Annotated in this window: 29 protein-coding genes and 1 tRNA gene; 12 read left to right on the top strand and 18 right to left on the bottom strand. The window is 72.2% G+C overall.

From position 1 onward, the window contains the following. Positions 1 to 140 precede the first annotated feature (140 nt). Entirely contained in the window at positions 141 to 1259 is a 1119-nt protein-coding gene (arsB, locus tag AC4BGE_RS10300; protein WP_490575225.1) for an ACR3 family arsenite efflux transporter, read from the top strand. Beyond that, positions 1256 to 1720: an arsenate-mycothiol transferase ArsC gene (locus tag AC4BGE_RS10295; RefSeq protein WP_490575224.1), complete on the top strand. Its 465-nt coding sequence runs from the start codon at positions 1256 to 1258 to the stop codon at positions 1718 to 1720. The genes arsB and AC4BGE_RS10295 overlap by 4 nt, the downstream gene beginning before the upstream one ends. Before the next feature lie 96 nt (positions 1721 to 1816). Here AC4BGE_RS10295 and AC4BGE_RS10290 read toward each other — a convergent pair whose 3' ends face one another. From AC4BGE_RS10290 to AC4BGE_RS10275, 4 genes are all read right to left on the bottom strand, one after another. Beyond that, on the bottom strand, positions 1817 to 3514 hold the full coding sequence (locus tag AC4BGE_RS10290) for a phytoene desaturase family protein (protein ID WP_490575223.1): 1698 nt from the start codon (positions 3512 to 3514) through the stop codon (positions 1817 to 1819). 103 nt (positions 3515 to 3617) lie between these two features. Then, the gene (locus tag AC4BGE_RS10285; RefSeq protein ID WP_490575222.1) at positions 3618 to 4280 is read right to left on the bottom strand and encodes a TetR/AcrR family transcriptional regulator; all 663 of its coding nucleotides are present in this window, start codon (positions 4278 to 4280) and stop codon (positions 3618 to 3620) included. Between the two features lie 9 nt (positions 4281 to 4289). After that, entirely contained in the window at positions 4290 to 4982 is a 693-nt protein-coding gene (locus tag AC4BGE_RS10280; RefSeq protein WP_490575221.1) for a GNAT family N-acetyltransferase, read from the bottom strand. Positions 4983 to 5027: 45 nt separating this feature from the next. After that, complete coding sequence (locus AC4BGE_RS10275) at positions 5028 to 5291, bottom strand: metal-sensitive transcriptional regulator (protein ID WP_490569142.1); 264 nt, start codon at positions 5289 to 5291, stop codon at positions 5028 to 5030. A 210-nt stretch (positions 5292 to 5501) separates the two neighbouring features. Between AC4BGE_RS10275 and AC4BGE_RS10270 the strand changes: the two genes are divergently transcribed. The 4 genes from AC4BGE_RS10270 (at position 5502) to AC4BGE_RS10255 (ending at position 8176) form a co-directional block, all read left to right on the top strand. Then, positions 5502 to 5669: a hypothetical protein gene (locus AC4BGE_RS10270; RefSeq protein WP_490575220.1), complete on the top strand. Its 168-nt coding sequence runs from the start codon at positions 5502 to 5504 to the stop codon at positions 5667 to 5669. A 34-nt stretch (positions 5670 to 5703) separates the two neighbouring features. Next, positions 5704 to 7116, top strand: a complete 1413-nt coding sequence (locus tag AC4BGE_RS10265) for an MBL fold metallo-hydrolase (RefSeq protein ID WP_490575219.1) — start codon at positions 5704 to 5706, stop codon at positions 7114 to 7116. Between the two features lies 1 nt (position 7117). Then, complete coding sequence (locus AC4BGE_RS10260; RefSeq protein ID WP_490575218.1) at positions 7118 to 7939, top strand: sulfite exporter TauE/SafE family protein; 822 nt, start codon at positions 7118 to 7120, stop codon at positions 7937 to 7939. Positions 7940 to 8011: 72 nt separating this feature from the next. Further along, positions 8012 to 8176: a DUF8730 family Cys-rich protein gene (locus tag AC4BGE_RS10255; protein WP_489965000.1), complete on the top strand. Its 165-nt coding sequence runs from the start codon at positions 8012 to 8014 to the stop codon at positions 8174 to 8176. Positions 8177 to 8203: 27 nt separating this feature from the next. Here AC4BGE_RS10255 and AC4BGE_RS10250 read toward each other — a convergent pair whose 3' ends face one another. Next, positions 8204 to 9223 carry a zinc-dependent alcohol dehydrogenase family protein gene (locus AC4BGE_RS10250; RefSeq protein WP_490575217.1) on the bottom strand — a complete coding sequence of 340 codons (1020 nt, stop codon included), beginning with the start codon at positions 9221 to 9223 and terminating at the stop codon, positions 8204 to 8206. Between the two features lie 200 nt (positions 9224 to 9423). On the opposite strand from AC4BGE_RS10250, the gene AC4BGE_RS10245 reads away from it, so the two are divergent. Both AC4BGE_RS10245 and AC4BGE_RS10240 read left to right on the top strand, forming a co-directional pair. After that, a complete protein-coding gene (locus tag AC4BGE_RS10245) occupies positions 9424 to 10794 on the top strand; it encodes a calcium-binding protein (RefSeq protein ID WP_490575216.1) in 1371 nt (456 codons plus the stop codon). 16 nt (positions 10795 to 10810) lie between these two features. Continuing rightward, positions 10811 to 11251 carry a hypothetical protein gene (locus AC4BGE_RS10240; RefSeq protein WP_490575215.1) on the top strand — a complete coding sequence of 147 codons (441 nt, stop codon included), beginning with the start codon at positions 10811 to 10813 and terminating at the stop codon, positions 11249 to 11251. A 154-nt stretch (positions 11252 to 11405) separates the two neighbouring features. Here AC4BGE_RS10240 and AC4BGE_RS10235 read toward each other — a convergent pair. From AC4BGE_RS10235 to AC4BGE_RS10210, 6 genes are all read right to left on the bottom strand, one after another. Beyond that, positions 11406 to 11479: transfer RNA gene (locus tag AC4BGE_RS10235), tRNA-Met, on the bottom strand. A 49-nt stretch (positions 11480 to 11528) separates the two neighbouring features. Then, positions 11529 to 14405 carry a UPF0182 family membrane protein gene (locus tag AC4BGE_RS10230; RefSeq protein ID WP_490575214.1) on the bottom strand — a complete coding sequence of 959 codons (2877 nt, stop codon included), beginning with the start codon at positions 14403 to 14405 and terminating at the stop codon, positions 11529 to 11531. A 71-nt stretch (positions 14406 to 14476) separates the two neighbouring features. Further along, the gene (locus AC4BGE_RS10225; RefSeq protein WP_490575213.1) at positions 14477 to 15028 is read right to left on the bottom strand and encodes a PPA1309 family protein; all 552 of its coding nucleotides are present in this window, start codon (positions 15026 to 15028) and stop codon (positions 14477 to 14479) included. Next, positions 15025 to 16077 carry a YlbL family protein gene (locus AC4BGE_RS10220; protein ID WP_490575212.1) on the bottom strand — a complete coding sequence of 351 codons (1053 nt, stop codon included), beginning with the start codon at positions 16075 to 16077 and terminating at the stop codon, positions 15025 to 15027. Before AC4BGE_RS10220 ends, AC4BGE_RS10225 begins: the two co-directional genes overlap by 4 nt. A 26-nt stretch (positions 16078 to 16103) precedes the next feature. Beyond that, the gene (locus AC4BGE_RS10215; protein WP_490575211.1) at positions 16104 to 16361 is read right to left on the bottom strand and encodes a hypothetical protein; all 258 of its coding nucleotides are present in this window, start codon (positions 16359 to 16361) and stop codon (positions 16104 to 16106) included. 48 nt (positions 16362 to 16409) lie between these two features. Continuing rightward, positions 16410 to 16841, bottom strand: a complete 432-nt coding sequence (locus AC4BGE_RS10210; RefSeq protein WP_490575210.1) for a molybdenum cofactor biosynthesis protein MoaE — start codon at positions 16839 to 16841, stop codon at positions 16410 to 16412. Positions 16842 to 16930: 89 nt separating this feature from the next. Between AC4BGE_RS10210 and AC4BGE_RS10205 the strand changes: the two genes are divergently transcribed. After that, positions 16931 to 18319 (top strand): zinc-dependent metalloprotease, encoded by a 1389-nt coding sequence (locus AC4BGE_RS10205; RefSeq protein WP_490575209.1) that lies wholly within the window; start codon positions 16931 to 16933, stop codon positions 18317 to 18319. Next, positions 18316 to 18933 carry an NUDIX hydrolase gene (locus AC4BGE_RS10200; protein ID WP_490569161.1) on the top strand — a complete coding sequence of 206 codons (618 nt, stop codon included), beginning with the start codon at positions 18316 to 18318 and terminating at the stop codon, positions 18931 to 18933. Before AC4BGE_RS10205 ends, AC4BGE_RS10200 begins: the two co-directional genes overlap by 4 nt. Here AC4BGE_RS10200 and AC4BGE_RS10195 read toward each other — a convergent pair. The 4 genes from AC4BGE_RS10195 to AC4BGE_RS10180 all read right to left on the bottom strand — a co-directional run bounded on the left by AC4BGE_RS10195 (position 18867) and on the right by AC4BGE_RS10180 (position 23151). Further along, complete coding sequence (locus tag AC4BGE_RS10195) at positions 18867 to 19400, bottom strand: M48 metallopeptidase family protein (RefSeq protein WP_490569162.1); 534 nt, start codon at positions 19398 to 19400, stop codon at positions 18867 to 18869. The two genes, AC4BGE_RS10200 and AC4BGE_RS10195, sit on opposite strands and share 67 nt — an antisense overlap. 9 nt (positions 19401 to 19409) lie before the next feature. Then, entirely contained in the window at positions 19410 to 20447 is a 1038-nt protein-coding gene (locus AC4BGE_RS10190; RefSeq protein ID WP_490575208.1) for a PHP domain-containing protein, read from the bottom strand. Positions 20448 to 20769: 322 nt separating this feature from the next. After that, positions 20770 to 22296: a Vgb family protein gene (locus AC4BGE_RS10185; protein WP_490575207.1), complete on the bottom strand. Its 1527-nt coding sequence runs from the start codon at positions 22294 to 22296 to the stop codon at positions 20770 to 20772. 24 nt (positions 22297 to 22320) lie between these two features. After that, the gene (locus AC4BGE_RS10180; protein ID WP_490575206.1) at positions 22321 to 23151 is read right to left on the bottom strand and encodes an enoyl-CoA hydratase/isomerase family protein; all 831 of its coding nucleotides are present in this window, start codon (positions 23149 to 23151) and stop codon (positions 22321 to 22323) included. A gap of 179 nt (positions 23152 to 23330) precedes the next feature. Here AC4BGE_RS10180 and AC4BGE_RS10175 point away from each other — a divergent pair, with 179 nt between their 5' ends. Then, positions 23331 to 23489, top strand: a complete 159-nt coding sequence (locus AC4BGE_RS10175) for a DUF5679 domain-containing protein (RefSeq protein WP_181312372.1) — start codon at positions 23331 to 23333, stop codon at positions 23487 to 23489. A gap of 132 nt (positions 23490 to 23621) precedes the next feature. Then, positions 23622 to 24446 carry a hypothetical protein gene (locus tag AC4BGE_RS10170; RefSeq protein WP_490575205.1) on the top strand — a complete coding sequence of 275 codons (825 nt, stop codon included), beginning with the start codon at positions 23622 to 23624 and terminating at the stop codon, positions 24444 to 24446. Positions 24447 to 24547: 101 nt separating this feature from the next. On the opposite strand, the gene AC4BGE_RS10165 is transcribed toward AC4BGE_RS10170, so the two are convergent. The 3 genes from AC4BGE_RS10165 to AC4BGE_RS10155 form a co-directional block, all read right to left on the bottom strand. Then, positions 24548 to 24892, bottom strand: coding sequence for a putative WhiB-interacting protein (locus tag AC4BGE_RS10165; RefSeq protein ID WP_490569167.1), 345 nt, complete (start codon positions 24890 to 24892; stop codon positions 24548 to 24550). Next, positions 24787 to 25068, bottom strand: a complete 282-nt coding sequence (locus AC4BGE_RS10160) for a WhiB family transcriptional regulator (RefSeq protein ID WP_490569168.1) — start codon at positions 25066 to 25068, stop codon at positions 24787 to 24789. Before AC4BGE_RS10160 ends, AC4BGE_RS10165 begins: the two co-directional genes overlap by 106 nt. A 126-nt stretch (positions 25069 to 25194) precedes the next feature. After that, complete coding sequence (locus tag AC4BGE_RS10155) at positions 25195 to 25413, bottom strand: hypothetical protein (RefSeq protein ID WP_490569169.1); 219 nt, start codon at positions 25411 to 25413, stop codon at positions 25195 to 25197. Positions 25414 to 25536: the final 123 nt, after the last annotated feature.

Here is a 25536-nt window from a genome sequence, read left to right as displayed (position 1 = left end):
CGCCGCAGGCGAGCTTCAGAGATGAACAGCAGCCGAACTCCTCGACGGCGACTTCGTTGACGCATCGACATCTGTCAATATATGGCGGTGCTCCACCCCACTCCCCCCGCCTCCCCCCGACCGCTGCCGGTGGTGTGCGGATGAGCGACCTCATCGGCGAGACCTCCGCCGGGCGTCCCCAGGACCCACTGCTGCAGCGTCTCTCGACCCTGGACCGGTTCCTGCCCGTCTGGATCGGCGTCGCGATGGCCGTCGGCCTGCTGCTGGGCCGCACGGTCGGGGGCCTCGACGACGCCCTGGCCGCGGTCGAGATCGGCTCGGTCTCGCTGCCCATCGCGATCGGCCTGCTGATCATGATGTACCCGGTGCTCGCGAAGGTCCGCTACGACGAGCTCGGTCACGTGACCCGCGACGTCCGGCTGCTCGGCACCTCGATCCTGCTCAACTGGGTGCTCGGGCCCGCGCTCATGTTCGCGCTGGCCTGGCTGCTTCTGCCCGACCTGCCGGAGTACCGGACCGGCCTCATCATCGTGGGCCTGGCCCGCTGCATCGCGATGGTGCTGATCTGGAACGACCTGGCCTGCGGCGACCGGGAGGCGGCCGCCATCCTGGTGGCCCTCAACGCGGTCTTCCAGATCGTGGCGTTCGCCTTCCTCGGGTACTTCTACCTCCAGGTCCTGCCCGGGTGGCTCGGGCTGGAGCAGGCCGCGCTGGACGTCTCGGTGTGGAGCATCGCGAAGTCCGTCCTGGTCTTCCTCGGCATCCCGCTGCTGGCCGGCTTCCTGACCCGCACGCTCGGCGAACGAGCGAAGGGCAGGCAGTGGTACGAGTCGAGGTTCCTGCCCGCGATCGGGCCCGCCGCCCTCTACGGCCTGCTCTTCACCATCGTGCTGCTCTTCGCCCTCCAGGGCGACAGCATCACCCACCAGCCTCTCGACGTCGCCCGCATCGCGGTGCCGCTGCTGGCGTACTTCGCGCTGATGTGGGGCGGCTCCATGCTGCTGTCGAAGCTGCTCGGGTTCGACTACCAGCGTGCCACCGCCGTCTCGATGACGGCCGCGGGCAACAACTTCGAGCTGGCGATCGCCGTGGCCATCGGCGTCTTCGGGGTCACCTCCGGGCAGGCGCTCGCCGGGGTGGTCGGCCCGCTGATCGAGGTCCCGGCCCTGGTCGGCCTGGTCTACGTCAGCCTCTGGGCCCGCAGGTTCTTCCCCGAGCGCACCGTCCGCCCGACCACCCCCGCAGGAGACCCTCGATGAACGACACCACCGCCGTCCCGCCCCGGGTCGTCTTCGCCTGCGTCCGCAACGGCGGCCGCTCGGTGATCGCCCGGGTCCTCACCCACTACTACGCCCGAGGCCGGGTCGTCGCGCTCTCCGCCGGGACCCAGCCCGGAGAGCACATCCACCCCGAGGTCGCCGCCGCGCTGGAGAGCCTCGGGCTGGACGTCTCCGGTGAGCGGCCGACCCTGCTGACCCGGGAGACGGTGGCGGCCAGCACCCTGGCGATCACCCTCGGCTGCGGCGAGGAGTGCCCCTTCGTGCCGGGGGTCCGGTACGTCGACTGGCCGGTCGCCGACCCTGGCGGTCAGGACGAGGCGACGGTCCGCGGGATCGTCGCCGACCTCGATCGACGGGTCCGTGATCTCCTCACCGAGCTCGTCCCCGATCTCGAGCTTCCGGCGTCGGTGCTGGCGGGCGAGGTCACCGAGGGACGATGACCAGCTCGGCGACCCCGCCCGGGAAGTCGCCCTCCAGTCGGTTGGTGGCGACCCACCGCACGCGCCGAGGATCTCCGCCAGGCCCCCTCAGGACCGTCAGGCGGTGGACCGGGGGCGGCGACGCACCCCCCGGCGGATCGTCGACCCGGGCTTCGAGGCCAGCAGCGGGTCGAACTCCTCGGTGATCTCGGTCAGTCGCGACTCGTTGACGAAGACGGCCCCCTCGCGCACCTCACGGACGAGGTCCCGGCCGAGCACCGCACCGGCGGTGCCCATCCCGCCGTACATGGTGGCGTTGATGCCGAAGAGGTGCTCGGTGCTGTTGCCGGCCAGGAAGAGACCGGGGATGTGGGTGGTGACCCGCGGCCGGAAGGGGCCGAGGTTCTTCAGCAGCGGGGCGATCCCGTAGCAGTTGCCGTCGGTGGTGAGGGTGAAGCGCTCCTGGGTGATCGGGGTGGAGGCCTCGCAGAAGACGAGGCGCTCGCGGATGTCGGGGATCATCAGCTCGGCGGTGTCCAGCACCCGCTGGGTGAGCTCCTCCTTGAGCGCCAGGTAGCGCTCGTCGCGCCCGTAGCTCCCGCCGTCCGCGGGGCCGGTCTCGACGTTCCAGAACGCGTACTCCTTCGGCGCCCAGCTCACCAGCTCGAGCGTGGAGTAGCCGGGGGGCGCGGAGTGGGTCCCCTCCGGGTCCTTGGCGGTCGGGCAGCTGATGCCGACCGGCATCTTCTCGGGGCAGCGACCGGCGGCGACCTCGCGGTAGTAGCCGTCGACGTCGTTGGTCGGCCACACCCAGGCCAGCGGCGGGGTGTCGCGCTCGCGCAGGTCGACGTCGAGGGCGACGTAGACGGCAAACATCGGCAGCGTCATCTCGAGGTTGCGCACCCGCCGGCGCAGGCGCCGGGTGAGGTGCTCGTCGCCGACCAGCTCGGCCCAGGTCTTCTTGAGGTCGGCGGCGGAGACGACGGCCTCGGCCCGGATCTCCTCGCCGCCACGCACTCGCACGCCGACGGCGCGCCCGTCCTCGATCAGGATCCGCTCGACCCGGGTCTTGGTGCGGACCTTGCCCCCGTGGGTCTGGATCACGTCGGTGAGGTGGGCGCCGATCATCTGGCCGCCACCTCGGGGGTAGTAGGCGCCCGCCTGGAGGTAGTGGTCGAGGAACCCGGCGTGGAAGGCCGCCGGCGTGCGGTGCGGCGGCCAGGTGTAGTCGCCGTTCTCGGCCAGGATCACCGCCTGCGCGTCGGCGCCGAGCCCGCACGCCTTCATCAGGGTGGTGATCGGCCGCACCCCCCAGCGCAGCAGCGCGAGCGGGCGCTTGAACCGCCGGTCGTTGGTGGCGATGCCCCGCATGATGCCCACGCACCGGCGCAGTCCGGCCTCCTCGTCGGGGAAGGCGTCGATCAGGCGCTCCAGGTAGGTGTCCCACCCGGTCGGTGTCTGGAAGGTCGTGCCCGGGACCATGATCTGGCAGTGGCCCTCGGGGCGCTGCCGCAGCCACTTGATCCGCTCGGTGAGCGCCAAGCCCGAGAGCGTGGTCTGCATCCGGCCGCCCGGGCCGCACTCGCCGACGTAGTGGGTGCCGACGTCGAACTCGAACTTGTTGCCCGCCCGGCGGAAGACCTGGGTGCTGCCGCCGACGACCTGGTTGGCCTCGAGCACCAGCACCCGCTTGCCATTGGCGGCGAGGTAGGCCGCGGTGGTCAGCCCACCCGGGCCCGCGCCGACGACCACGACGTCCCAGGTCTCGGGAGCGGCGTCGGGGCTCGGGCTGGCGGGCGTCGCGGTCTGCGTCATGGGGTCACTTTCGAGCGGAGTGTTCTGGAGTCGGGCTCCAGTTAACTCGCTCCGGGGGCCCTTCGCCAAGAGCCCGGGGGCCCTTCGCCAAGATCGCAGGCCGTCAGCCGGACGGCGGCTCCACGATGAGCCCCTCGAGGAGCACCAGGCCGGCCTCGATCACCGCGGCCTCGACCCGTTCCGGCGCGACCGCCAGCGCGTCGCGGCGCAGCGCCAGGGCGGCGACGCCGTTCCAGGACCCGAAGAGGAAGTAGGACATCAGCTCGGGATCCACCTGCCGGATCGCCCCGGCCTCCACGGCGTCGCGGATGCTCTGCTCGAACTCGCGCCGCAGCTGGCTGAAGCGGTCGACCACCTCCTCCTCGATGGCCGTCCGCGGGCCCCGCTCCCCCGTCGCGGTGAGGTACTTGACCACCGCCGGGTGATCCAGCAGCAGCCGCAGGTAGGCCGACCCGACCCCCGCGAAGCGCTCCAGGGGTGGCGCCTGCACTGCGTACGCCGCCCGCAGCGCGTCGGTCGCCACAGCCAGCACCCGCTCGGTGACGGCGGCCAGCAGCGCGTCCTTGGTGCCGAAGTGCACGTAGACCGAAGCCGGCGAGATCCCCGCCTCCGCTGCGACGTCCTCGATCCGGATCTCCTCCGGGGCGCGCCGCGACAGCAGCTGCTCCGCCGCGTCCAGGAGCCGCGCCCGGGTGCGCTCGCGCCGGCGCGACCCGCGCGCGGCCGCGTCGGCGGCCGGATCCGCGGCGTCCTCGCTGTCGCTCACGCCCACACCCTAGAGAGTCGCGAGCGGCTGATGCTGGCGTCCCTGCGCGTCGAAGTTGTCAGGGTCCAGCCAGCGCTGGTGCCGGGCTCGGATCTGCGGCCACTCGGAGTCGAGGATCGCGTACCAGTCGGTGTCCCGGTTGCGATCCCTGGTCACCATGTGCTGCCGGAAGCGCCCCTCGTAGGTGAACCCGAGGCGGAGCGCCGCCCGCCCCGACGGCTCGTTGAGGCTGTCGCACTTCCACTCCACCCGCCGGTAGCCCAGCTCGTCGAAGGCGTAGCCGAGCAGCAGGTGGATCGCCTCGGTGGCCGCGGTGGTTCGCTGCAGGACTCGCCCGAGCAGGACCCCCGAGATCTCCACGACGCCGTTGCCGGGGGCACAGGGGAAGAACGAGGCGAACCCGGCGGGCGAGCCCCCGGACGGGACGAAGGCGTAGGTGGCGGTGTCGTCCCGGTGCGCCATCAACGGCGCGACCACCTCGTCGAAGGCGGCGCGGGACGTCGGCCGCGGCGTGGGTCGGTAGGTCCACAGCGCCTCGTCCTCGGGGCCGCACAACGCGGCGACGAGCGCCTCGGAGTGGCTCGCGGCGAGCGGCTCGATGCTGACGTAGCGGCCGGTGCGGGTCACCCGCTCCGGGGCCCGGCGGGGCGACCATCCCGCGACCGGCTCGCCCACGGCTTGACCATGTGTGTTGATCTCCACGGCCGGACCGTACTAGGAGCGGGTGCCAGAAGTCGGCGTCGGCACTCAGGCCAGCGAGAGGAAGAGCTTCTCCATCTTCTTGACGTCCAGGCTGTCCGCGTCGTCCCCGTTGGCCATGCACTGCCGCAGACCGCTGGCAACGACGGCGAAGCCCGCCCGGTCGAGGGCCTTCGAGACCGCGGCGAGCTGCGTGACGACGTCCTCGCACTCGCGCCCCTCCTCGAGCATCCGCAGGACGCCGTCGAGCTGGCCACGGGCGCGCTTGATGCGGTTGATGACCGGGGCCATCTCGGTGGGGTCGAGCTCCATCAGTGTCTCCTGAGGTAGGTCCGCGAGCATGGTGGGACGGGACATGACGACGCGTGAAGCATACCCCCCTCGGTATTGCAGGATGGCACCCCCGGCCCGCCGGGGCCGAGTTTGTCAAATACCCCCTGGGGTGTCTATCGTCGAGAAGGAACACATACCCCCGCCCGTATCGAGAACCTCCGAGCGGCGTTGCACACGAAGAAGGCAGTCATGAGCCAGAACACCCCGGAGATCGACGTCGACCAGCTCGCCCGGGCCGCCGAGCACCGGGCCACGGTGATCGACGTCCGCGAGCCCGGCGAGTACGCGGCCGGCGGCACCGCTGCCTGGGCCCGCTCGGGGCTCCCTGTGGAGACCGGCACCCCCAGCCTGTCCTGAGCTCCCCCACCCGCCCCGCAGCACTGGAGACACCATGACCGACGACCTGACCATCCTGGCGATCGAGACCCCCTCGCTCGGCGACCGCAGCTACCTCGTCCACGACGGCCACGTCGCCTTCGTGATCGACCCCCAGCGCGACATCGACCGCGTCCTGGACCTCCTCGAGCAGCACCAGGTGCGGCTGAGCGACGTCTTCGAGACGCACCTCCACAACGACTACGTCACCGGCGGCCTCGCCCTGGCCCGGCACACCGGCGCGGCGTACCACGTCAACGGCGAGGACCAGGTGTCGTTCGAGCGCACCCCGATCGCCGACGGCGACACGGTGGCGATCGGCGAGCGGATGGAGGTCCGGGCGATCGCCACGCCCGGCCACACCTTCACCCACCTCTCCTACGCCCTCGCCACCACGGGGGCCGACGGCGACGAGCCGTACGCGGTCTTCACCGGCGGCTCGCTGCTCTACGGGGCCACCGGCCGGCCCGACCTGCTCGGCGAGGAGCACACCGACACCCTGGTCCGTCACCAGCACGCCTCGGCCCACAGGCTCGCCGAGGAGCTGCCCGACGCCGCGGAGGTCTACCCGACTCACGGCTTCGGCTCCTTCTGCTCCGCCACCCAGTCGGAGGCCACCGACTCCACCCTCGGGCAGGAGAAGCAGACCAACCCGGTGCTCACCCAGGACGAGGAGACCTACGTCCGGGAGCTCCTCGACGGGCTCGCCGCTTGGCCGACCTACTACGCCCACATGGGCCCGGCCAACGCCGCCGGACCCGAGGCGCCCGACCTCTCCCCCGTCGCCGAGGCCGACGCCGAGGAGCTGGGTCGCCGGATCGAGGCCGGCGAGTGGGTGGTCGACCTGCGCACCCGGACCGCGTTCGCCGCCGGCCACGCCCCGGGCACCCTCAACTTCGGCCTCGACGGCGCGTTCGCGACCTACCTGGGGTGGCTGATCGAGTGGGGCACCCCGGTGACCCTGCTCGGGGAGACCGCCGACGACGTCGCCACGGCCCAGCGCGAGCTGGTCCGCATCGGGATCGACCGCCCCGCGGCCCAGGCCACCGGTGGCCCCGAGGAGTGGGCCGCCGGGGAGCTGGCCTCGTTCCCGACCGCCTCGTTCGCCGACCTCGCCGCCGTGCGGCACCACCGCGAGGTGGTCGTCCTCGACGTCCGTCGGGCCGACGAGCACCGGGCCTCGGCCATCGAGGGGGCGATCAACATCGCCATCCACGAGCTGCCCAGCCGGGTCGCCGAGGTGCCGGCCGGCGAGGTGTGGGTGCACTGCGCCGCCGGCTACCGCGCCGCTATCGCCGCGTCGTTCCTCGACGCCGCGGGCCGCCGTACCGTCGCCGTCGACGACGCCTTCGACAACGCCGCGAGCTCTGGGCTGCCCCTGGTCGCCCCGGGCGACCAGGACCGGGACGACGACGGGTCGCACGCCTGACATGACGCTCGTCCTCGCCGTCGCCGCCGGTGCCCTCATCGGCCTCTCGCTGGGGGCTCTGGGCGGCGGCGGATCCATCCTCGCCGTCCCGGTGCTGGTCTACCTGCTCGGCCAGTCGGCCACCCAGGCGACCACCGGCTCGCTGGTGGTGGTGGGCGTGACCTCGCTGCTCGGGGCGCTGACCGCGCACCGCGCTGGCAACGTCCTGCTCGGCCGCGGCGTGGTGTTCGGCACCGTGGCCGTCGGCGGGGCGGTCCTGGGGGCGAGAGCCGCCGCCCACGTGGCCGACGACGTCCTGCTCGCGGCCTTCGGGGCACTGATGCTGCTCGTCGGGGGTCTGATGGCCTGGCGCCGGCTCCACCACTCCCGACAGGGCGACGCGACCCGCGCCCGGCCTGTCCTGGACGACCCGATCATCACCTTCAGCCCCACCTTCGCCTGCAACTGCCCCCGCGCGCTCAAGGTGGTGCTCACCGCCACCGTCGTGGGCCTGCTCACCGGCTTCCTGGGCGTGGGAGGCGGCTTCCTCGTCGTGCCCGCCCTGCTGCTCGCGCTCGCCTTGCCGATCAGGTACGCCGCCGGCACGTCGCTGGTGGTCATCACCCTCACCAGCGCCAGCGCGCTGGTGGCGCGGGCCGGAGCCGGCGTCGCCCCCGACTGGCCGGTCGTGCTGACCCTCACCGCCGCCTCGGCCGTGGCCGGTGTCCTGGGCGCCCGCCTCGCCGACCGCCTGGAGACCGGTCGACTGCAGGGGGCCTTCACGGTCCTCGTACTGGCCGTGGCCGTCTACACCTCGGTCCGCGCGCTGCCCGCCCTGCTCTGACACGGCTCCGGCCGCCTCCCGCTCACCCCCGAGCCCTTCCCACAGTTCGACCACACCTCACAAGGAGAACCCATGTGCCGTCCCACCACCTGCCGCACCTGCCAGAAGACCACCTGGGCCGGCTGCGGCCAGCACGTCGCCCAGGTGAAGGCCGCCGTCCCCGCAGGGCAGTGGTGCCCCGGGCACCCCGAGGAGGAGCGCCAGGGCGGCTGGCTCAGCCGTCTCCTCGGGCGCTGAACGCTGACGCCGTGACCGCCCCCGCGGTCACGGCGTCAGCAGCACCTTGATGGCCTCGCGCTGGTCCATGGCCCGGTAGCCCTCGGCCGCCTTCTCCAGCGGCAGGGTGAGGTCGAAGACCTTGCCCGGGTCGATCTCGCGGTCCCAGATGAGCCGGATCAGCTCCGGCAGGTACCGCCGCACCGGTGCCGGCCCACCGTGCAGGTGGACGCCGGCCATGAAGAGCTCGTCCCCCGGGATGGCGACGTCGTGAGAGACCCCCACGAAGCCCACGTGCCCGCCGGGCCGGGTCGAGCCGATGGCCTGCATCATCGCCTCCTGCGTGCCGACCGCCTCGACCACCGAGTGGGCACCGAGCCCTCCGGTGAGCTCCTTGATCCGTGCCACCCCTTCCTCGCCACGCTGCTCGACGATGTCGGTGGCCCCGAACTCACGAGCCAGCGCCTGGCGGTCCGCATGGCGGCTGAACGCGATGACTCGCTCGGCACCCAGCTGCCTGGCGGCCAGGACGGCGAGCAGGCCGACCGCCCCGTCACCCACCACCGCGACCGTCTTGCCGGGCCCGGCCGCCGCGGCCGTGGCAGCGAACCAGCCGGTGCCGAGCACGTCCGAGGCCGCCATCAGCGACGGGATCAGCTCCGGGTCGGGCGCCCCCGGAGTGGCGACGAGCGTGCCGTCCGCGAGAGGGATGCGGGCCAGCTCGGACTGCGTGCCGATCATGCCCATCGGCACCCGCCGTACGCAGTAGGCCTGGTAGCCGGACCGGCAGATCTCGCAGGTGTTGTCCGAGGCCCAGAACGAGCCGACGACGAAGTCGCCGACCTTGACGTTGTGCACCTCGGAGCCGACCTCCTCGACGGTGCCGATGTACTCGTGGCCCATCACCTGGTGGTCCACCGGCTCCGCGCCCCGGTAGGGCCACAGGTCGCTGCCGCAGATGCAGGTGGCGGCGAGGCGGAGGATCGCGTCGGTGGGCTCGATGATCCTCGGATCCTCGCGATGCTCCACCCGCACCTCGCCCGGACCCTGCATGACTACCTGGCGCATCGCGTGCACTCCTCTGCCTCGGCCCCCGGGGTCTCGCGGTGGCGACGGCGCCGCCCTCTCCAGTGAACGCCCGCGCGCCCGGATCTGTCGATCCTGGCGACGTGTCACCCTGCCTCCAGTCGGAAGCAACCTTTCGTTCCGTTGCCGAGTCTCACTCCACGCCCCGGCAAGACCCGCCACACCTCCCAGGAGCACCCGCCATGCGAAGCCCCTCCCACGCCGTGATCGGTGTGGCCGCCGCCCTGTCCGTCGCGACACTCGGCGTCGGGCCCGCCCAGGGCGTGAGCCGCGCCAGCGCCCCGGACCAGACGTGCGACGGGCTGGCCGCCACGATCGTCGTGCAGGAGTCAGCCGACCCCGTGCAGTGGGTGGTGGGCACCCCCGGCGACGACGTGATCGTCGGCACGAAGGGGAAGGACCGCATCGACGGGGCAGGTGGCGACGACACCATCTGCGGCCTCGACGGCGCCGACCAGATCCGGGGCGGCCCGGGCGACGACCGGCTCTTCGGCGGTGGCGACCTCTGGAACGACGACTACTGGGGCGACGTGATCCAGCCCGGCCCAGGCGACGACTACGTCGACCTGGAGTCGGAGGTCGGCCCCGCCGGCCTCGACCCGTCCGAGTGGGTCTACTCCGACAAGGTCTCCTACGCCGACGCCCCCGGGCCGGTCACCGTCGACCTGGGGGCACTCACCGCCACAGGGGACGGCCACGACACGTTCGCCCCGACCCCGCCTGACAAGTACACCGGGATCATCGGCTCGCCCCACGACGACGTGCTCCTCGGAGGGCCCGCGCACGACCAGATCCTGGGCGGCGGTGGGGACGACGTGATCACCGGCGGTCCCGGCGACGACGAGCTGGACGGCGATGCCGCCGGCGACCCCCCGATGAGCCAGGAGGCGCCCGCGCCGGTGCCGGGCGACGACGTGATCAGCGGCGGTCCCGGCGACGATGTGGTCTCGGGGGGTCACGGCACCGACCGGATCAGCGGCGACGAGGGCGACGACTTCGTGGTCGGTCAGCGCGACTCGGTCGACTCCTTCTTCCTCGGCGGCCCGGGCGACGACCTGCTCGCCACGGTCGCCGGCACGGTGGCGCAAGGCGGGACCGGCGACGACGTGTTCCGGGTGGAGATCGAGCGGGACCGGCCGGGCCAGCCGACGCGCACCCTCGCCGGAGGCCAAGGCAGGGACCGGGTGGACTTCCACACCTACGGCGGTCCTCAACGCCCCTACGACATGGTGATCCACGTGCCGAAGCGCCGGATCACCCAGCACGGCCGTGTTCTGGCGAGGCTCACGGGGGTCGAGAAGTTCCTGCTCACCGGCAACACCGCGCCGGGGCGGGCCACGTTCCGCGGGGGACCCAAGCCCGAGCTGTTCCGGGTGTACGCCTACGGGTTCCCGGTACGTGCCTTCGGAGGCGGCGGCAACGACGTCCTCGTCGGCGGCAACCGCAACGACCTCCTCCACGGCGGCCCCGGCCGGGACCGGCTCGACGGAAAGAGGGGCAGCGACCGTTGCCTGGCCGGGGAGCGGCTCACGTCGTGCGAGCGGCGTCGCTGAGTGCGAGGGGATGGTGGTGTGGGGCCGTGACTTCCAGCCGCCCATGGGCTCCTACTTCGGGATCGCCGTCGCGCCGGGCGACCCGCGCTCGGGTCGCCCGCAAGATCACGACTGGACCCGACCGTTGATTGGCCTGCTCTGGCGCCTGCTTCTCCTGGGGCTCCTCGGAGTGTGGACGGTGGCAGCCCTGGCGTATGGCGTCTTCCTGACCGAGCTCCCGGAGTCGGGCACCCAGGAGATCTGCCAGGTCAGGCAACAGGCCTTCGTCGTCGAGGCGTGGGAGCAGGCCGAGCGCGACGCCGGGTGGTGGCAGTTCCCCAGCGCCTGCAACCACGAGTACAGCCTGGTCCCGAGCTGGTGGGCGCTGGCGCTCTTGCTCCCCACCCTGGCATCGGCGCACGTCGTGAGGACGCTGCTACGCGGAGGGAGGAGGTCCGACACGGAGGCACGCGGCTGAGATGCGAACCAGGGAGCGGCTGACGTCATGGTCCTGCCGAGCGTGACGGCGCGACTCCGCGCTGTTCACGCTGTTCAAGGGGGAACTTCCAGGGAAGCGCCAGAAAAGCAACAGGGCCTGATCTGCGTTTCCGCAGGTCAGGCCCTGTTCTTTGTAGCGGGGGCAGGATTTGAACCTGCGACCTCTGGGTTATGAGCCCAGCGAGCTACCGAGCTGCTCCACCCCGCGTCGGTGAACAGAACAGTACGTGATGCGCGGGGTGGAGCCAAATCCGGGGTCAGTTCCCGGTTTCGTAGAGCTCGGCCGCCTCCTCCACGAGCGCCTGCGCCTCGTCCAGGGCCTCGGCCCACGCGACGGTGTCGCCCTCGCGCTGGGCCGCGTTGGCCTCCTCGAACTTCGACGCCGCCTGGTCGAGCAGGCGGCGCACCTGCTGGCTGACCGAACCGCCTTCGTCCGGAGGCGTCTCCCCCTCCTCCGGGGTCTCCTCGGTCTCGGGGGGCGGCCCCGCGGACTCGGCGTCCTCGACCCCGAGCACGTCGGCGATGGCCCCACGCAGGGTGGTGTCGATGCCGACCTGCCCGCCGTAGGAGACGAGCACGAAGCTCAGGATCGGATAGGCGGACTCCGAGGTGTCACGCGCCGCGTAGAGCGGCTGCACGTACATCAGCCCGTCGCCGACCGGCATCGTCAGCAGGTTGCCGTAGCGCGGGTTGATCCCACCCTGGTCGAAGGAGAAGAGCTCGTCTCGCACCTCTTCGTCCGAGGCGATCTCGTTGGCCACCTGGGTGGGGCCGTTCGTCCGTTCGTCGGCGAGCTCGAGCGCCTGGATCTTGCCGTAGTCGTCGCTGGTGGCATCGGAGTTGACCGAGACGAACGCCGCCAGGTTGCTCTTGCCCCGCGGCACGTAGACCGAGGAGAGCGACCAGACCTGGTCGTCGGTGTCGCTGGTCTCCGACTCGTCGGCGACCTCCTCGCCGGCGGCGCGCTGCGGGTTGAGGAAGAACCGGTACGGCGGCTGCAGGTTGCCGTCGGAGTTCGGGTCCTCCGGGACCTCCCAGCGGTTGTTCTCCGCGTACCAGTCCTTCGGGTCGGTCACGTGGTAGCGGGCCAGCTGGTAGCGCTGCGCCTTGAAGAGGTCCTCCGGGTAGCGCAGGTGCGCCCGCAGCGACTCGGGGATCTCCTCCTTGTCCTGCACCACGTCGGGGAAGACGCCGCGCCAGGCCTTCAGGATGGGGTCCTCCTCGTCCCACTCGTAGAGCTTGATGGTGCCGTCGTAGGCGTCCACGGTGGCCTTGACCGCGTTGCGCGCGTAGTTGATCTCGTCGGTCGGCAGGGTCTGGAAGCCGGGCGCCTGCTGCAGCGAGTCGTCGGTCATGTCCTCGAAGGACTCCCGCTGCGCCATCGGGTACTGGTCGGTGACCGTGTAGCCGTCGAGGATCCACTGGATCCGGCCGTCCACCACGGCGGGGTAGGGGTCGGCGTCGACGGTGAGCCACGGCGCGACCTTCTCCACCATGGTGCGCGGGTTGCGGTCGTAGAGGATCTTGCTGTTCTCGTTGACCCGCGAGGAGAGCAGGATGTTGGGCTCCCCGTACTTCACGGCGTAGAGCACCTGGTTGAACAGGCCCCCGACCGGAACCCCGCCCTTGCCCTCGTAGGTGGTGGTCTGGCTGGTGTCGTCCTCGCCGCGCGGCAGGTCGAGCTCGAGGTCGCGACCGTCGGAGTTGCCGACGATCGAGTACGACGGGCTCGACTCGCCGAAGTAGACGCGCTGCTCGTAGCCGTCGGCCTCGAGCTCGGTCAGGGCGCTCTGGTTGTCCTCCTGGCCCTCGGCCCACTGGATGCCCGAGGCCTGGTTGCGGTTGTCCCCCGGGCGCTGGTTGGCGTAGGCCGCGATCATCCCGGTGCCGTGGGTGTAGACGGTGTGCAGGTTGGACCAGTTGCGGGCCGAGTCGGCCAGCCCCTCCTGGTCGAGCTCGCGGACGCCGAGCACCACGGCCCGCTCCTCGCCGTCGAGCAGGTAGCGGTCGACGTCGAGCACGTCGGCCACCGAGTAGTAGGCCCGGACCTGCTGCTGCTGCTCGAAGGTCGGCCGGACCAGCTGCGGGTCGACCAGCGGCACCGACGAGGTCTCCTCGTCCAGGGTCGCCAGCTCGGCCTCCAGGTCGGGGTTGGAGGTGTAGCGGTTCACCTCGACGTCGTCGATGTCGTAGGCGGCGCGGGTGGCGGCGATGTTCTTCTCGATGTACGGCGCCTCGCGGTCGGCCTCGCTCGGGGAGACCTGGAACCGCTGCACCGCGCCCGGCCAGACCAGACCCAGCAGGATCGCCGAGAGGGCCAGCAGGGCCACCCCCACGGACGGCAGCACCCAGGTGCGCCGCCAGATGTTGAGGAAGAAGAGCAGGGCGCAGATGGCCGCGATCCACAGCAGGATGTTCTTGGCCGGCAGCACCGCGTTCTCGTCGGTGAAGCCCATGCCGGTGAAGAGGTTGCCGTCGCGGTTGAGCAGGTCGAAGCGGTCCAGCCAGTAGTCGACGCCCTTGGCGAGGACGAAGAGGCCCAGCAGCGCCGAGAACTGGGCCTGGGCGGCCGGGCTGAGCCGGTCTCGGCTGACCTGGAGCCTGATCCCGCCGTACAGGTAGTGCACGACCGCCGCGGCCAGCAGGCCGAGGATCGCCAGGGCCATCACGTAGTCGACCACGAAGTGCCACCAGGGCAGGTCGAAGACGTAGAAGCCCACGTCACGGTTGAAGAACGGGTCCTCCTCGCCGAAGGAGACGCCGTTTCGCCACAGCGCGTACTGGCGCCACTGACCGGCCGCCGAGGCACCGGCGAAGAGGCCGACCACCACCGCCACCGCCGCGAGCAGCCACCCCTTCACCGGGGTCACCGCCTCGCGGTAGCGGTCCAGGCTGTCCTGCTCCATCGAGGCCGGGCGGAAGACCGGCCGGAAGCGGTAGGCGAGGTACATGTTGAGCGCGACCACGCCGCCCATCACCAGGCCGAAGGCCACGAAGAGCGCCACCCGGGTCCAGAGCAGCGTGCTGAAGACGCCGTCGAAGCCGAAGGAGCCGAACCACAGACGCTCGGTCCAGAAGGCCGAGAACGCCGTGAGCGCGAGGAACAGCACCAGCAGGATCGCAGCGGTGATCACCAACGCCCGTGATCGCTTCGGTGCAGCCGAAGGCTGCGCCGGAGGTCGCGCCGACTGGCCGAACATTCCACTCACTGGATCTCCTCTTCCTCGAACGTGCTGGCAAGCAGGGCGATGAGTCCCGGGACCAGGTCGGTCCCCGGGACGACCGCCTGCGGGTCGTCGTGGGCGCGCAGTCGCATCGCGCAGTAGCTGGACCCGCTGCGGGTGACGCCGGCGACCAGGCGCACCTCCTGGCGCAACGGGTGGTGACGGGCGAACTCGCCGGCCTCGACCGGGTCCTCGGGGATCTGCTCGTCGATCCCGGGCGGGAGCACGAGGCGCTCCAGGACCACCGCGGCCCCGTCGACCGTCTCGGGCCAGGCGATCTCCTCGAGCAGCTGCTCCAGCGGCTGGTCGCTGCGACCGGGCTCCTGCTCCACCGGGGTCAGGGACCCTTCGGCGGAGGCTTCGTCCAGCCCCATCGCCCGGGCCAGCTCGGGCTCGTTGGCCACGATGCGGGCGGTCTCCACGAGCGCGTAGAGCCGGGCCGGCTGGTCCCACCCCTGGTCGGCCACGTGGGACTCGATCTCCAGCACGGCGGCGGCCAGCGCCGGGTCGGGCACGGTCGACTGCTCGGTCACTGAGAGCTCCTTTCACAGGTGGGCAGGTCGGCATCAGGGTCCTCGACCCAGGCCTCGATCGCCTCCAGGGCCGAGTGGACCGAGTCGGCGCGGACCAGCCGCATGTCGCCGGCCTCGGCGCCGAGGGCCTCGTCGCAGTTGTCCGGCGGGACGAGGAAGAGCTTGGCCCCCACCTCGCGCGCCGCCGCGATCTTCTGGGCGATGCCCCCGATCGGACCGACGCTGCCCTCGGAGTCGACCGTGCCGGTGCCGGCCACGACCTCTCCCCCGGTCAGCGAACCCGGAGTGAGCGTGTCATAGACGGACAAGGCGAACAGCAGGCCGGCGCTGGGCCCGCCGATGTTGGAGTCGACCTCGACCGAGACGTCGAACGGGAACGAGTAGCCCGGCCCCGGGGTGATGCCCACCCGCTTGTCCCCGTCGACCATCGTCGGCGTCACGCTCACCGTGCGCCGCTCGCCGTCGCGCTCGACCACGAACTCCAGCGGCTCGCCGGCCTCGGCGGCGTCCACCGCCTCCACCACGTCCTGCGGCGAGGTGATCTTGCGGCCGCCCACCTCGAGCAGCACGTCGCGGACCTCGAGCTTGCCGGCCGCGGGCAGGTCGTCGCTGACGTCGAAGACCTCGACCACCTCCCCGACCTCCTGGCCGAGCTCGCGCAGCGCCACCGCGATGGCGGTGTCCTGGGAGGAGACCATCTGCACCGCACCCTGGCGCTCGGACTCCTCCGGGGTGGTGTCGGGAGAGTAGACGGCGTCGTAGGGCAGCACGGACGCGTCGTCGTCGAACCACGCCTCGACCACCTCGAAGAGGTTGACGTTGGCCCGGGGGCGCGACACGTAGACGGTGGTCAGCCGCAGCTCGCCGTCGTCGCGGTAGGCCTTCTCACCCGAGACCTGGACGAGCTCCTCACCGTCGTCCTCGCCGAGCACGTCGACGGTGATCCCCGGCTCGTAGGTGACGAAGGGCAGCGGGGTGAATAGGGCGGCGGCCCACAGGGCCAGGAGCAACGGCACGGCGAGGACGCCCGCCAAGGTCCGTTGACTCATGGCGCCACCCTCTCAAACCGGGGCAACTACGAGACTCTTCGGGTGGGCTCCGGCGCTGACTGGCCCTTGCGGGCCTGCCGGACGGCGATCCCGGTGCTCCGGTCGCGCTCGCGGCCAGCCGGCGTCGCCGGGGTGGGCCGCTCGCGGGAGAGCTCGCGCGCGAGCCGCCGCAGCGCCACCTCGCGGTCCACCTCGCCGCGCCCCTCGCGGCCGAGCCACCCGACCCAGAGCATGGCCAGGCACGTCACCAGCAGGGACGGCGCGAGCCACCAGAGGATCTCCACCCCGCCAGCCTAGGCAGTGAGCAGGGCGGGTGGGGCCAGGCACGCCGCTCAGGGTGTGCCGACCCACTCCTCGTCGCCGTCGTCGAAGCGCTGGTGCTTCCACACCGGCACCTCGTTCTTGAGGGTGTCGATGAGCGCGCGGGAGGCGCGGAACGCCTCGTCGCGGTGGACCGCGGCGGTGGCCACCACCACGGCCACGTCCCCGACCTCCAGGGTCCCGACGCGGTGCACGGCCGCCACGGCCAGCACGTCGTGCTCCGCGGCCACCCGCTCGGCCACCTCGCGGAGCCGCCCGAGCGCGCTCGGGTGGGCGGAGTAGTCGAGGCGTCGCACGCCCTTGCCGCCGTCGTGGTCGCGCACCCGTCCGACGAAGAGCGTCAGCCCGCCGGCCGCCGGGTCGTCGAGGGCGGCCAGCACCTCCGCAACGTCCAGCGGGGACTCACGCAGGTCGACCAGGCGCACGGGGGCGGCAGCACTCACCCGCTCACTCTAGGACGATGCCCGCCTCCGCCGCCCGGACGAGGGCGCTGGCGCACCACCCGGCTGGGCGGGCCGAGTAGCCTCGGAGCATGAACGACACTCCAGGCCGACCCGGCGACGGCGACGAGAACCCGTTCAAGGGCACGCCTTTCGAGCAGCTCTTCGGCGCCCTCGGCGGCAGCCTCGGCAACCTCGGCAACCTCGGCGGCGGCCCTGGCGGTGCCGGCGGCGCCCAGATGCCCGACCTGTCCGCCCTGATGAGCCAGCTCCAGGGCCTCATGCAGCCCTACGACGGCCCCATCAACTGGGACTACGCCATCGACACGGCGCGCAAGACCGTCGCCCGGGCCCCCGACCCCTCCCCCACCCAGCAGCAGAAGGACGCCGTCGCCGACGCCCTCCGGCTCGCCGACCACTGGCTCGACCAGACCACCGACTTCCCGTCGGGCGTCACCACCGCGACGGCCTGGAGCCGTGCGGAGTGGATCGTGGAGACCACCCCGGTGTGGAAGCAGCTGGTCGAGCCGATCGCGGGCTCCGCCGTCGAGGCCCTCGGGCAGGCCCTGCCCGAGGAGGCCAGGGCCATGGCCGGGCCGCTGCTGGGCATGCTGAGCAAGGCCACCGGCGCCATGGTGGCGACCCAGGTCGGCCAGGGCATCGGCGCCCTGGCCGGCGAGGTGTGGGGCGCCACCGACGTGGGGATCCCGCTGGCCACGCCGGGCCGCGCCGCCCTGCTGCCGGCCAACCTGACCACCTTCGCCGAGGGGCTCGGCCTCGAGCACGACGACGTGCTCCTCTACGTCGCGCTCCGCGAGGCCGCCCACCACCGGCTCTTCGCCCACGTCCCGTGGCTCTCGGAGCACCTGATCGGGGCCATCACCGACTTCGCCCGGGGCATCGAGATCGACACCTCCGGGATCGAGGAGCAGCTCCGCGGGATGAACATCAGCGACCCCGCGTCGCTGCAGCAGGCCTTCGAGGGTGGTCTCTTCGACCTCTCCAGCTCGCCCCGGCAGAAGGCCGCGCTGGAGCGCCTCGAGGTGACCCTCGCCCTGGTGGAGGGCTGGGTCGACGAGGTCGTCGGCCAGGCCACGGCCGACCGCATGCCGGTGGCCGCCCAGCTGCAGGAGGCCGTACGCCGGCGCCGCGCGACTGGCGGTCCGGCGGAGCAGACCTTCGCCTCGCTGGTCGGGCTCGAGCTGCGGCCCCGGCGACTGCGCGACGCCTCCACCCTGTGGGGCTCGCTGCGCACCCGCCAGGGCACCGAGGGCCGCGACGGCGTGTGGATGCACCCGCACCTGCTGCCCACCGCGGCAGACCTCGACGACCCGCTGGGCTTCCGCGAGGGCGCGGTGCCCGCCGCCGAGATCTCCGAGGAGGACTTCGAGGCCGGGCTGCGCGACCTGCTCGACGGCCCCGGCGAGGGACCCGACGACGGCCCTGCTGACGCGGAGCCGGGCGAGCCGACCCAGGGGTGAGCCTGCACGCCGACGCGGTGCGCACCCTCGAGGGGTGGACGCCGGAGCCGGGCCGGCAGGAGGAGCTGCGCCGCGGCTACCTCGCGCACCTGGCCGACCACCCCGACGGGCTGGCGCGGGAGTGCTTCCCCGCCCACCTGACCGCCGGGGTGCTGGTGCTCTCCGCCGACCTGGACCGCGTCCTGCTCAACCTGCACCGCAAGGCCCGGCGGTGGTTCGCCTTCGGCGGCCACTGCGAGCCCGGTGACCGGACGCTGCACGGGGCCGCCCTGCGCGAGGGGCTGGAGGAGTCCGGGCTGCCCGGGCTGAGGATCGACCCGCGGCCGGTCCACCTCGACGAGCACACGGTCGGCTTCTGCGACCCCCGCGGCGACGTGCGGCACCTCGACGTCCGGTTCACCGCGCTCGCTCCCGCCGGCGCCGCGCACGCCACCAGCCAGGAGTCGCTGGACGTGCGCTGGTGGCCGGTCGACCGGCTCCCCGACGACCTCGAGGACGAGATGCGCGTCCTGGTCTCCTGCTCCCGCGCCCGGTGGGCGGAGCAGGCTCAGTCGACCAGTCCCTCGCTCCCCGGCGGGTCGACCTCGGCGGCGGCCGACCAGCCGAGCAGGTAGCCCCGGGCCCGCTCGGTGCGCGGGTAGCGGTTGACCCAGGCCCAGAAGTTGTCGTCGTGGCCCGGCTCCAGCAGGTGGGCCAGCTCGTGGACGAGCACGTAGTCGGTCACCCAGGTGGGCATCCCCTGCAGCCGGACCGAGAGCCGGATGGATCGGTCCCCGGGGCTGCACGAGCCCCAGCGGGAGCGCTGGTTGCCCACCCAGCGCACCGAGACCGGCTGAGCCAGGCCGCCGAAGTACTCGTCGTTGAGCTGGGTGGCCCGTACCAGCAGCTGCTCGTCCGAGGGCCGCTTCCTGGCCTCCGAGCGCTCGAGTCGGGCGACCATGTCCTCGACCCAGCGCGCCTCGTCCCGCTTGCTCATCGAGTCGGGGATCAGCACGACGATCCGGTCGCCCTCCCGGTAGGCCGACACGGTCCGGCGGCGCCGCCTGCTGCGCCGCACCTCGACCGCCCCATCGGTGTCCATGGCGGCACGCTACTGGTTCGCCCAGGTCAGCAGGCGCTCCTTGGGCCACGTGTTGACGATCCGGTCCGGGCCGATGCCGGCCGCCTCGGCGCGCTCGCAGCCGTGGTCGAGGAAGTCCAGCTGGCCCGGGGCGTGGGCGTCGCTGTCGATGGAGAAGAGGCACCCGAGATCGCGCGCGAGCTCGAGGAGAGCCGTCGGGGGATCGCGGCGCTCCGGCCGGCTGTTGATCTCGACCGCGACCCCGTGCTCCGCGCAGGCCTCGAAGACCGCGCGGGGGTCGAACCGGCTCGGGGGCCGCACCCCGCGGCTGCCGGTCACCAGGCGCCCGGTGCAGTGACCGAGCACGTTGACCCGCGGGTGCGCGATGGCGGCCACCATCCGTCGTGTCATCGCCTCGGGCTCCATCCGCAGCTTGGAGTGGACACTGGCGACCCGGACGTCGAGCCGGGCCAGCATCTCCTCGCTCTGGTCCACGGACCCGTCGTCGAGGATGTCGACCTCGATGCCCTTGAGCAGGGTGAAGCCGGTCCCGGCGAGGTGCTCGTTGACCGCGTCGACCACCTCGAGCTGGCGGGTCAGCCGCTCGGCGGAGAGCCCGTGGGCGACCTTGAGCCGCGGCGAGTGGTCGGTGAGCACCAGGTACTCGTGCCCCAGCTCGATCGCGGTGAAGGCCATCTCCTCGATCGGGGAACCCCCGTCGGACCAGTCGGAGTGGGAGTGGAGGTCGCCACGGAGCGCGTCCCGCAGCTCGCGCCCTCCCGGCACGAGCGGCCCGGCGCTCTCCTCCAGGGCCTGCAGCCGGGCCGGCCGGGTGCCGCGGGCGGCTTCCTCGACGACCTTCGCGGTGCTGGCGCCGATGCCCGGCAGCGAGGTGAGGGTGCCCGCGCTCAGGTGCTGGGTGAGCTCGTCCTCGCTCAGCTGGAGCAGGGCCGCCGCCGCGGAGCGGTAGGCCTTGACCTTGTAGGTGTCCTCGCGAGCCCGCTCCAGCAGGAAGGCGATCCGGCGCAGCGCGGCGACCGGCCCGCCGTCGAACTCGTGCTGGCTCACCGTTTCTCCTCCACAGGCCTCATGGCCTCGTCCTGGCTGGTCAGCCCGGGGCCGCGGCGGCCCGCCGGGCGTGTCCTGCACAGGATCGTCCCAGGGCGAGGGCCGGTTCTCCACCGTTATCCACGGGTTTCCACAGGTTCTTCCACAAGATGTCCTCAGGCGCGGAGCACCAGTCTGGGCGAAGTGGTTGACCGCTGCCCCCAGCGCTCCTAGCGTGAGCCCCAGTTGAGGCTCCCGGCCCACCCACGGGGACGTTCGCAAGGGGAAGGCACGCGTTCACGTGGCGGGCCGGGGGCCTCTTCCCTGTGTCGGGGAGGCCCCGTCAGCGGCGCAACCGGATCGTCCGGTCCCGCACCGCGTCCTCGGTCGTGCTGATCAGGGAGGCGCGCACCTTGACCGGCTTGCGGGAGACAGCCTTCTTGCCGGCCTTGTTGAGCCTCAGGACGACGGCCCGGCTACGGCCCGGCTTCACCCGGTAGCGCGTGGCGGCACTGAGGGGCTTCGCCTTCTTCTGGTGCCGCAGCACCGCAGTGCCGCGGCACGGACCGTCGGCGGACTTCGGGCAGGACACGGGCACCCGCACCTTGTTCTTCCGCACCCGCAGCGGCTTCTTGCCCGCCGCCACCTTGCCGACCGCCTCCGCCGGCGCCGGCGGGGTGCCTGGAGGCTGGGTGCCGGGCGGCTGGGTGCCGGGCGGCTGGGCACCGGGCTCCTCGAAGACCGAGCCGGTCCCCACGTCCACGTTGGTGGTCTGGAGGTCGGAGGGGTGCACCCGCACGAGGGAGTTGTTGCCGGAGTCGGTGAACCAGAGGTAGCCCTGCTGGTCGAAGGTGAGGTGGTTGCCCACGTACTCCCCGACCTTCGTGATCGCACCCTTGCCCTGTGCGTCGAGGTGTCCGATCCCCTTCCCGACCCCGCGGTTGGCGAACCACATGGCACCGTCCGGGCCCTGGACCAGGCCGGCCGGACCGGTGCGGGAGCCGGTCTCGAAGATCGTCGTCTGGCCGGTCGCCTGGTCGATCCAGCCGACCTGGCCGTAGGCGGGGCTCGTCAACCAACTGGACGAGTAGCGGGAGAACCACATCGAGCCCACGGGGCCGGCGGCCAGCGAGCGAGTGTCCATGGCGTTCGGGGGCAGCGGGTAGGTCATGCCGCCGCTCGCGTCGGCGTTGAGCAGGATGAGCTTGTCGCTCCCGTCCTCGCACCACATCCCACCGTCGTGGGCCCGGGCGAGCAACCCGTCGCAGGGCGGGGCGTTCTCCGCCCAGACCGAGCCTCGGTCCGGCAGGATGCGCGCCACCCCGTTCTCGTCGTAGCTCATGGTGATCCACGGGACGCCGTCCGGGCCCATCTCGACGTCCTTGCCGTAGGGGTAGGGGCCGAGCGAGTAGGCGGTCGCGTTCTGCAGGTCGGGGTGGAGCCGCAGTGCCTGCCACCCGGAGTCGTAGATCACCCAGATCGAGCCGTCCGCAGCGACCGTCAGGTCCTGGACCCGCCCCTCCCCGGTGGTCGTCTCGCCGAGACCGAACTCGGTGACCACGCCCGCCGGGGTGATCCGGCCGATCTTGTTGACGGCCTCCATCTCGAACCACATGTCACCGTTGGGAGCGGTGACGATCTTGTCCAGCCCGGCCGCGCTGGTGTTCACGCCGAACGCCGTGTACATCCCGGAGCGCTCCGCGACCAGCCCCGAGGAGTCGGCCTCCAGCGCGAAGGTCTCCCCCGGCCTCGGGGCCGGCGTGCGCTCGCCCGCGACGCTCGGCGAGCCCGTCAGCACCACGGCGAAGGTGCCCACGAGCACGCTCGCCAGTGCGATGGCCGCCGTCCGGACCGTGCGGATCTGTCCCAATGGAATCTTCCCCCGTGTGTGCCCTCAGACGCCACGGAAGCGCGGCGACCTCTTCTCCTGGGCGGCCCGGATCCCCTCGTGCAGGTCGGCGGTCGCCATGGTGACCGGCTGTGCCAGGGCCTCCCAGTTCAGGGCACTCTGCCGGTCGGCGTGGCCCCCGTCAAGGAGCGCCAGCTTGGTCAGCCGGGTGGCGATCGGCGCCGCGGCCGCGACCTGCGCAGCCGTCTCGAGCACGGTCTCCAGGAACCCGTCCTGCTCGATCACCCGGGAGACCAGACCGAGCCGCAGGGCCTCGTCGTCCTTGACCAGGCGGCCGGTCAGGAAGAGGTCGCGGGCCGCCGCGAGCCCCACCACCTCGGGCAGGAGGAACGTGCCGGCCATCCCCGGGTGCAGCCCGAGCTTGGTGAACGGCACCCCCATCCGGGCCCCGGCGGCCGCGTAGCGGATGTCGCAGGCCAGGGCGAGGCAGAGACCGGCGCCGATCGCAGGCCCGTTGATCGCGGCGATCGTCGGCACCTCCAGCGCGCGGATCGTGAGCCAGGCGCGATAGAAGGGGAGCATCCGGTCGCGCAGCCGGTCGACGCTCGCGTCGGGCTCGCTGGCGAGCCAGTCCAGGTTGCCACCGGAGCTGAAGGCGCTCCCCTCCCCTGTGACCACCACGACCCGCACCGAGCGGTCGGCGGCCAGCTCCTCGATCGTGGAGACCCAGGAGGCGGTCATCTCGTCCGACATCGCGTTGCGCTGGTCGGGGTTGTCCAGGGTCAGCAGCACCACCCCCTCGGACGGCCGGGAGACGGCGAGGTGCGGCAGGCGCCCGGGGTCGGTGGCGGCAGTGTCGGAGGTCACGTCAGGCATGGGGGCAGGGTACGCAGAGTGCGACGGTTCCACGCTCCACGGTGTGCCGTTCACGCCTGAGCCCACGCGTGGCGTAGGGTTTCGAACGGTCCGGGGCCATACGTCCCCAGACCCCGGCGGGCTTCCCCGAACCCCCCGTCGCGACGACCCGAAGATTTCTTATAGGCAAGGAGGCCGTCATGGCGGAGACCTGGAGCGGTGAGTTCTACTGCGTCAAGTGCAAGGAGAAGCGCGAGGCGGAGGGCGAGGTCAAGGTCAACGACAAGGGCACCCGGATGGCGAAGGCCGTCTGCCCTGAGTGTGGCACCAACCTCAACCGCATCCTCGGCAAGGCGTGATCGACGCCCCCCTGCGGTGAAACGAACGGCGTCGCCCCTCGGGGCGGCGCCGTTCGTGCGTCCCGGGCCGGCCGGGTGCGTCCCTGTGGAGGGGTGACGCCGCCCGGGCGCCGGAGGTGTCACGCTCGGCCCATGACCCGGCCCGACCTCGAGAGGCCCTACCGGCTACGGCGGGGCGTGCCGGTGCTGCCTCGCGCCCAGGGCATGGTCCAGGTCGGGCTGGATCCCGACCGCCGGGTGCTGCTGCCCCGCTCGCCGGCCGTCGAGCAGCTGCTCTCCGAGCTGGTCCGGGGTGCCGGGGAGCCGGCCGACCCACGGCTGCGGCCGGTGCTGACCCGTCTGCTCTCCCACGGCCTGGTCGTCGACGAGCCCGAGCGGGCGCACCGCCTCCGGTCGCGGGCCGAGGCGCGGATCCGGCTGCTGGGTCCGGCCCGCTGGTGTGCCGACCTCGCCGCGCTCCTGGCCGCCCACGGCCTGGTCCAGGTCAGCGTCCGCGAGCCCGGTGACCCGGTGGACGCCGTCGGCCCGCCGGCCGACCTCACCGTGCTGCTCAGCGCCGGCGAGCCGTCGCGCGACCTCGTCGACGCCCTGGCCTACGACGGCGACGCCCTGCTCCTGGTCGCGGCCGTCGACGCCCGGATCCGGGTGGGCCCGTTCGTGCTGCCGGGCTCGACCGCCTGCCTGCGCTGCGTGGACGCCCACCTGGCCGTCATCGACCCGGCGCGTCCCGCGCCGCCCGATCCACTCCTGCTCGGCCCGGTCGAGCCCTCGCCGCTGCTGCTGCGCCACGCGCTCCTGCGCACGGTGGCCGACGCGGCGGCCTGGGCCGAGGGGCGGCTCCCCCGCGGCTGCTCCGCGACCACCTGGGTCGACGAGGACCTGGTCGAGGAGCACCAGGAGTGGGCCCGGCATCCGCACTGCGGGTGCAGCTGGGGAGATCTCCTGGCTCCGGGCTGACGCCGTGGCGACACCGGCCCCCGGGGCCGACCGGGCTGGGCCCGAGCCCGCTGGGACGCACTGACCCCCGGCCGGGACGAGTCTCGGCCGGGGGTCAGTCCTCAGAGCGCGCGAGCAAGGGCCAGGCGGGCCTGCTTGGCCGCGCGCTCCGCCTTGCGGCTCATCCGCCGCGCCACGGCCACCCGGTGGCCGCGCCGCATCTCGTGCGCCTCTCCCAGGCGCGCGGACAAGCGTGCGCGCACCAGCTCTTCGTTCATCAGGTCCATGTCAGTGGTTCCGTTCTTGAGGATGTCGTCGATGCTCATCGAGGATGTGTCTGCTCCGTGCCTGGTGGCGGTGCTCAGGCGGCCACGCCGTCGTCCTGGTTCTTCCGGGGTCGGCCGCGAGGCCTCTTGCGCGGGATGACCACGCCTTGGAGGAAGAGCTCCCCTCCCCAGACGCCCCACGGCTCTCGTCGCTCCAGGGCACCCTCGAGGCAGGTCAGGCGGGCCGGGCAGCCCTGGCACAGGCTCTTGGCGTGCTCCACCTCGGTGGGCGACTCCGCGAACCAGAGCTCCGGGTTCGAGGTCCGGCACGGGGCCTGGGCCGGGCCGCTCGGGTGGTCGAGAACGCTGATGGTCATGTGCTGTCACCTCCTTCGCTGCTGACCTGGTCGGGTGATGGACGGGAGAGCGGGTCCGCGAGAAACAGAAAGGCCGCGGATCCCGGGTGGGGATCCGCGGCCTGGAGATGCCGGCTGTCGAGTGACTCAACAGATCGGTGGTCTCCAGGCGGTGATCCCCGGGATGGCACGCACGACGGCGTTCGCCACGACGGCGTCGATCGCCCACGTGGTGCCGCCGAGGAACTGGCGATCACGAACGTCGACACCGGTGCCGCAGGAAGCGGCCACGGAGGCGTGGGCGGGCATGCCGAAGGACGGCGCGTGGGCCGTCATCGTGCGAATGTTCTTGTCCATGCGGTCCACCTCCTTCAGTGCCTCGGGGCGCCGACCCGGCCAGGGTCGTGAGCGCGTCTTCTGGGTACGACGAGTAAACTTAGCCGCCGCCCCGCGTAATGGGCAATCGATTTAATGGGTCTTTCCCGAGAT

The organism is Nocardioides sp. Z50_6 (genome assembly GCF_058215755.1).
Note: the sequence above shows the minus strand (reverse complement) of the source record. Positions and strands in the feature narration are given on the sequence as shown.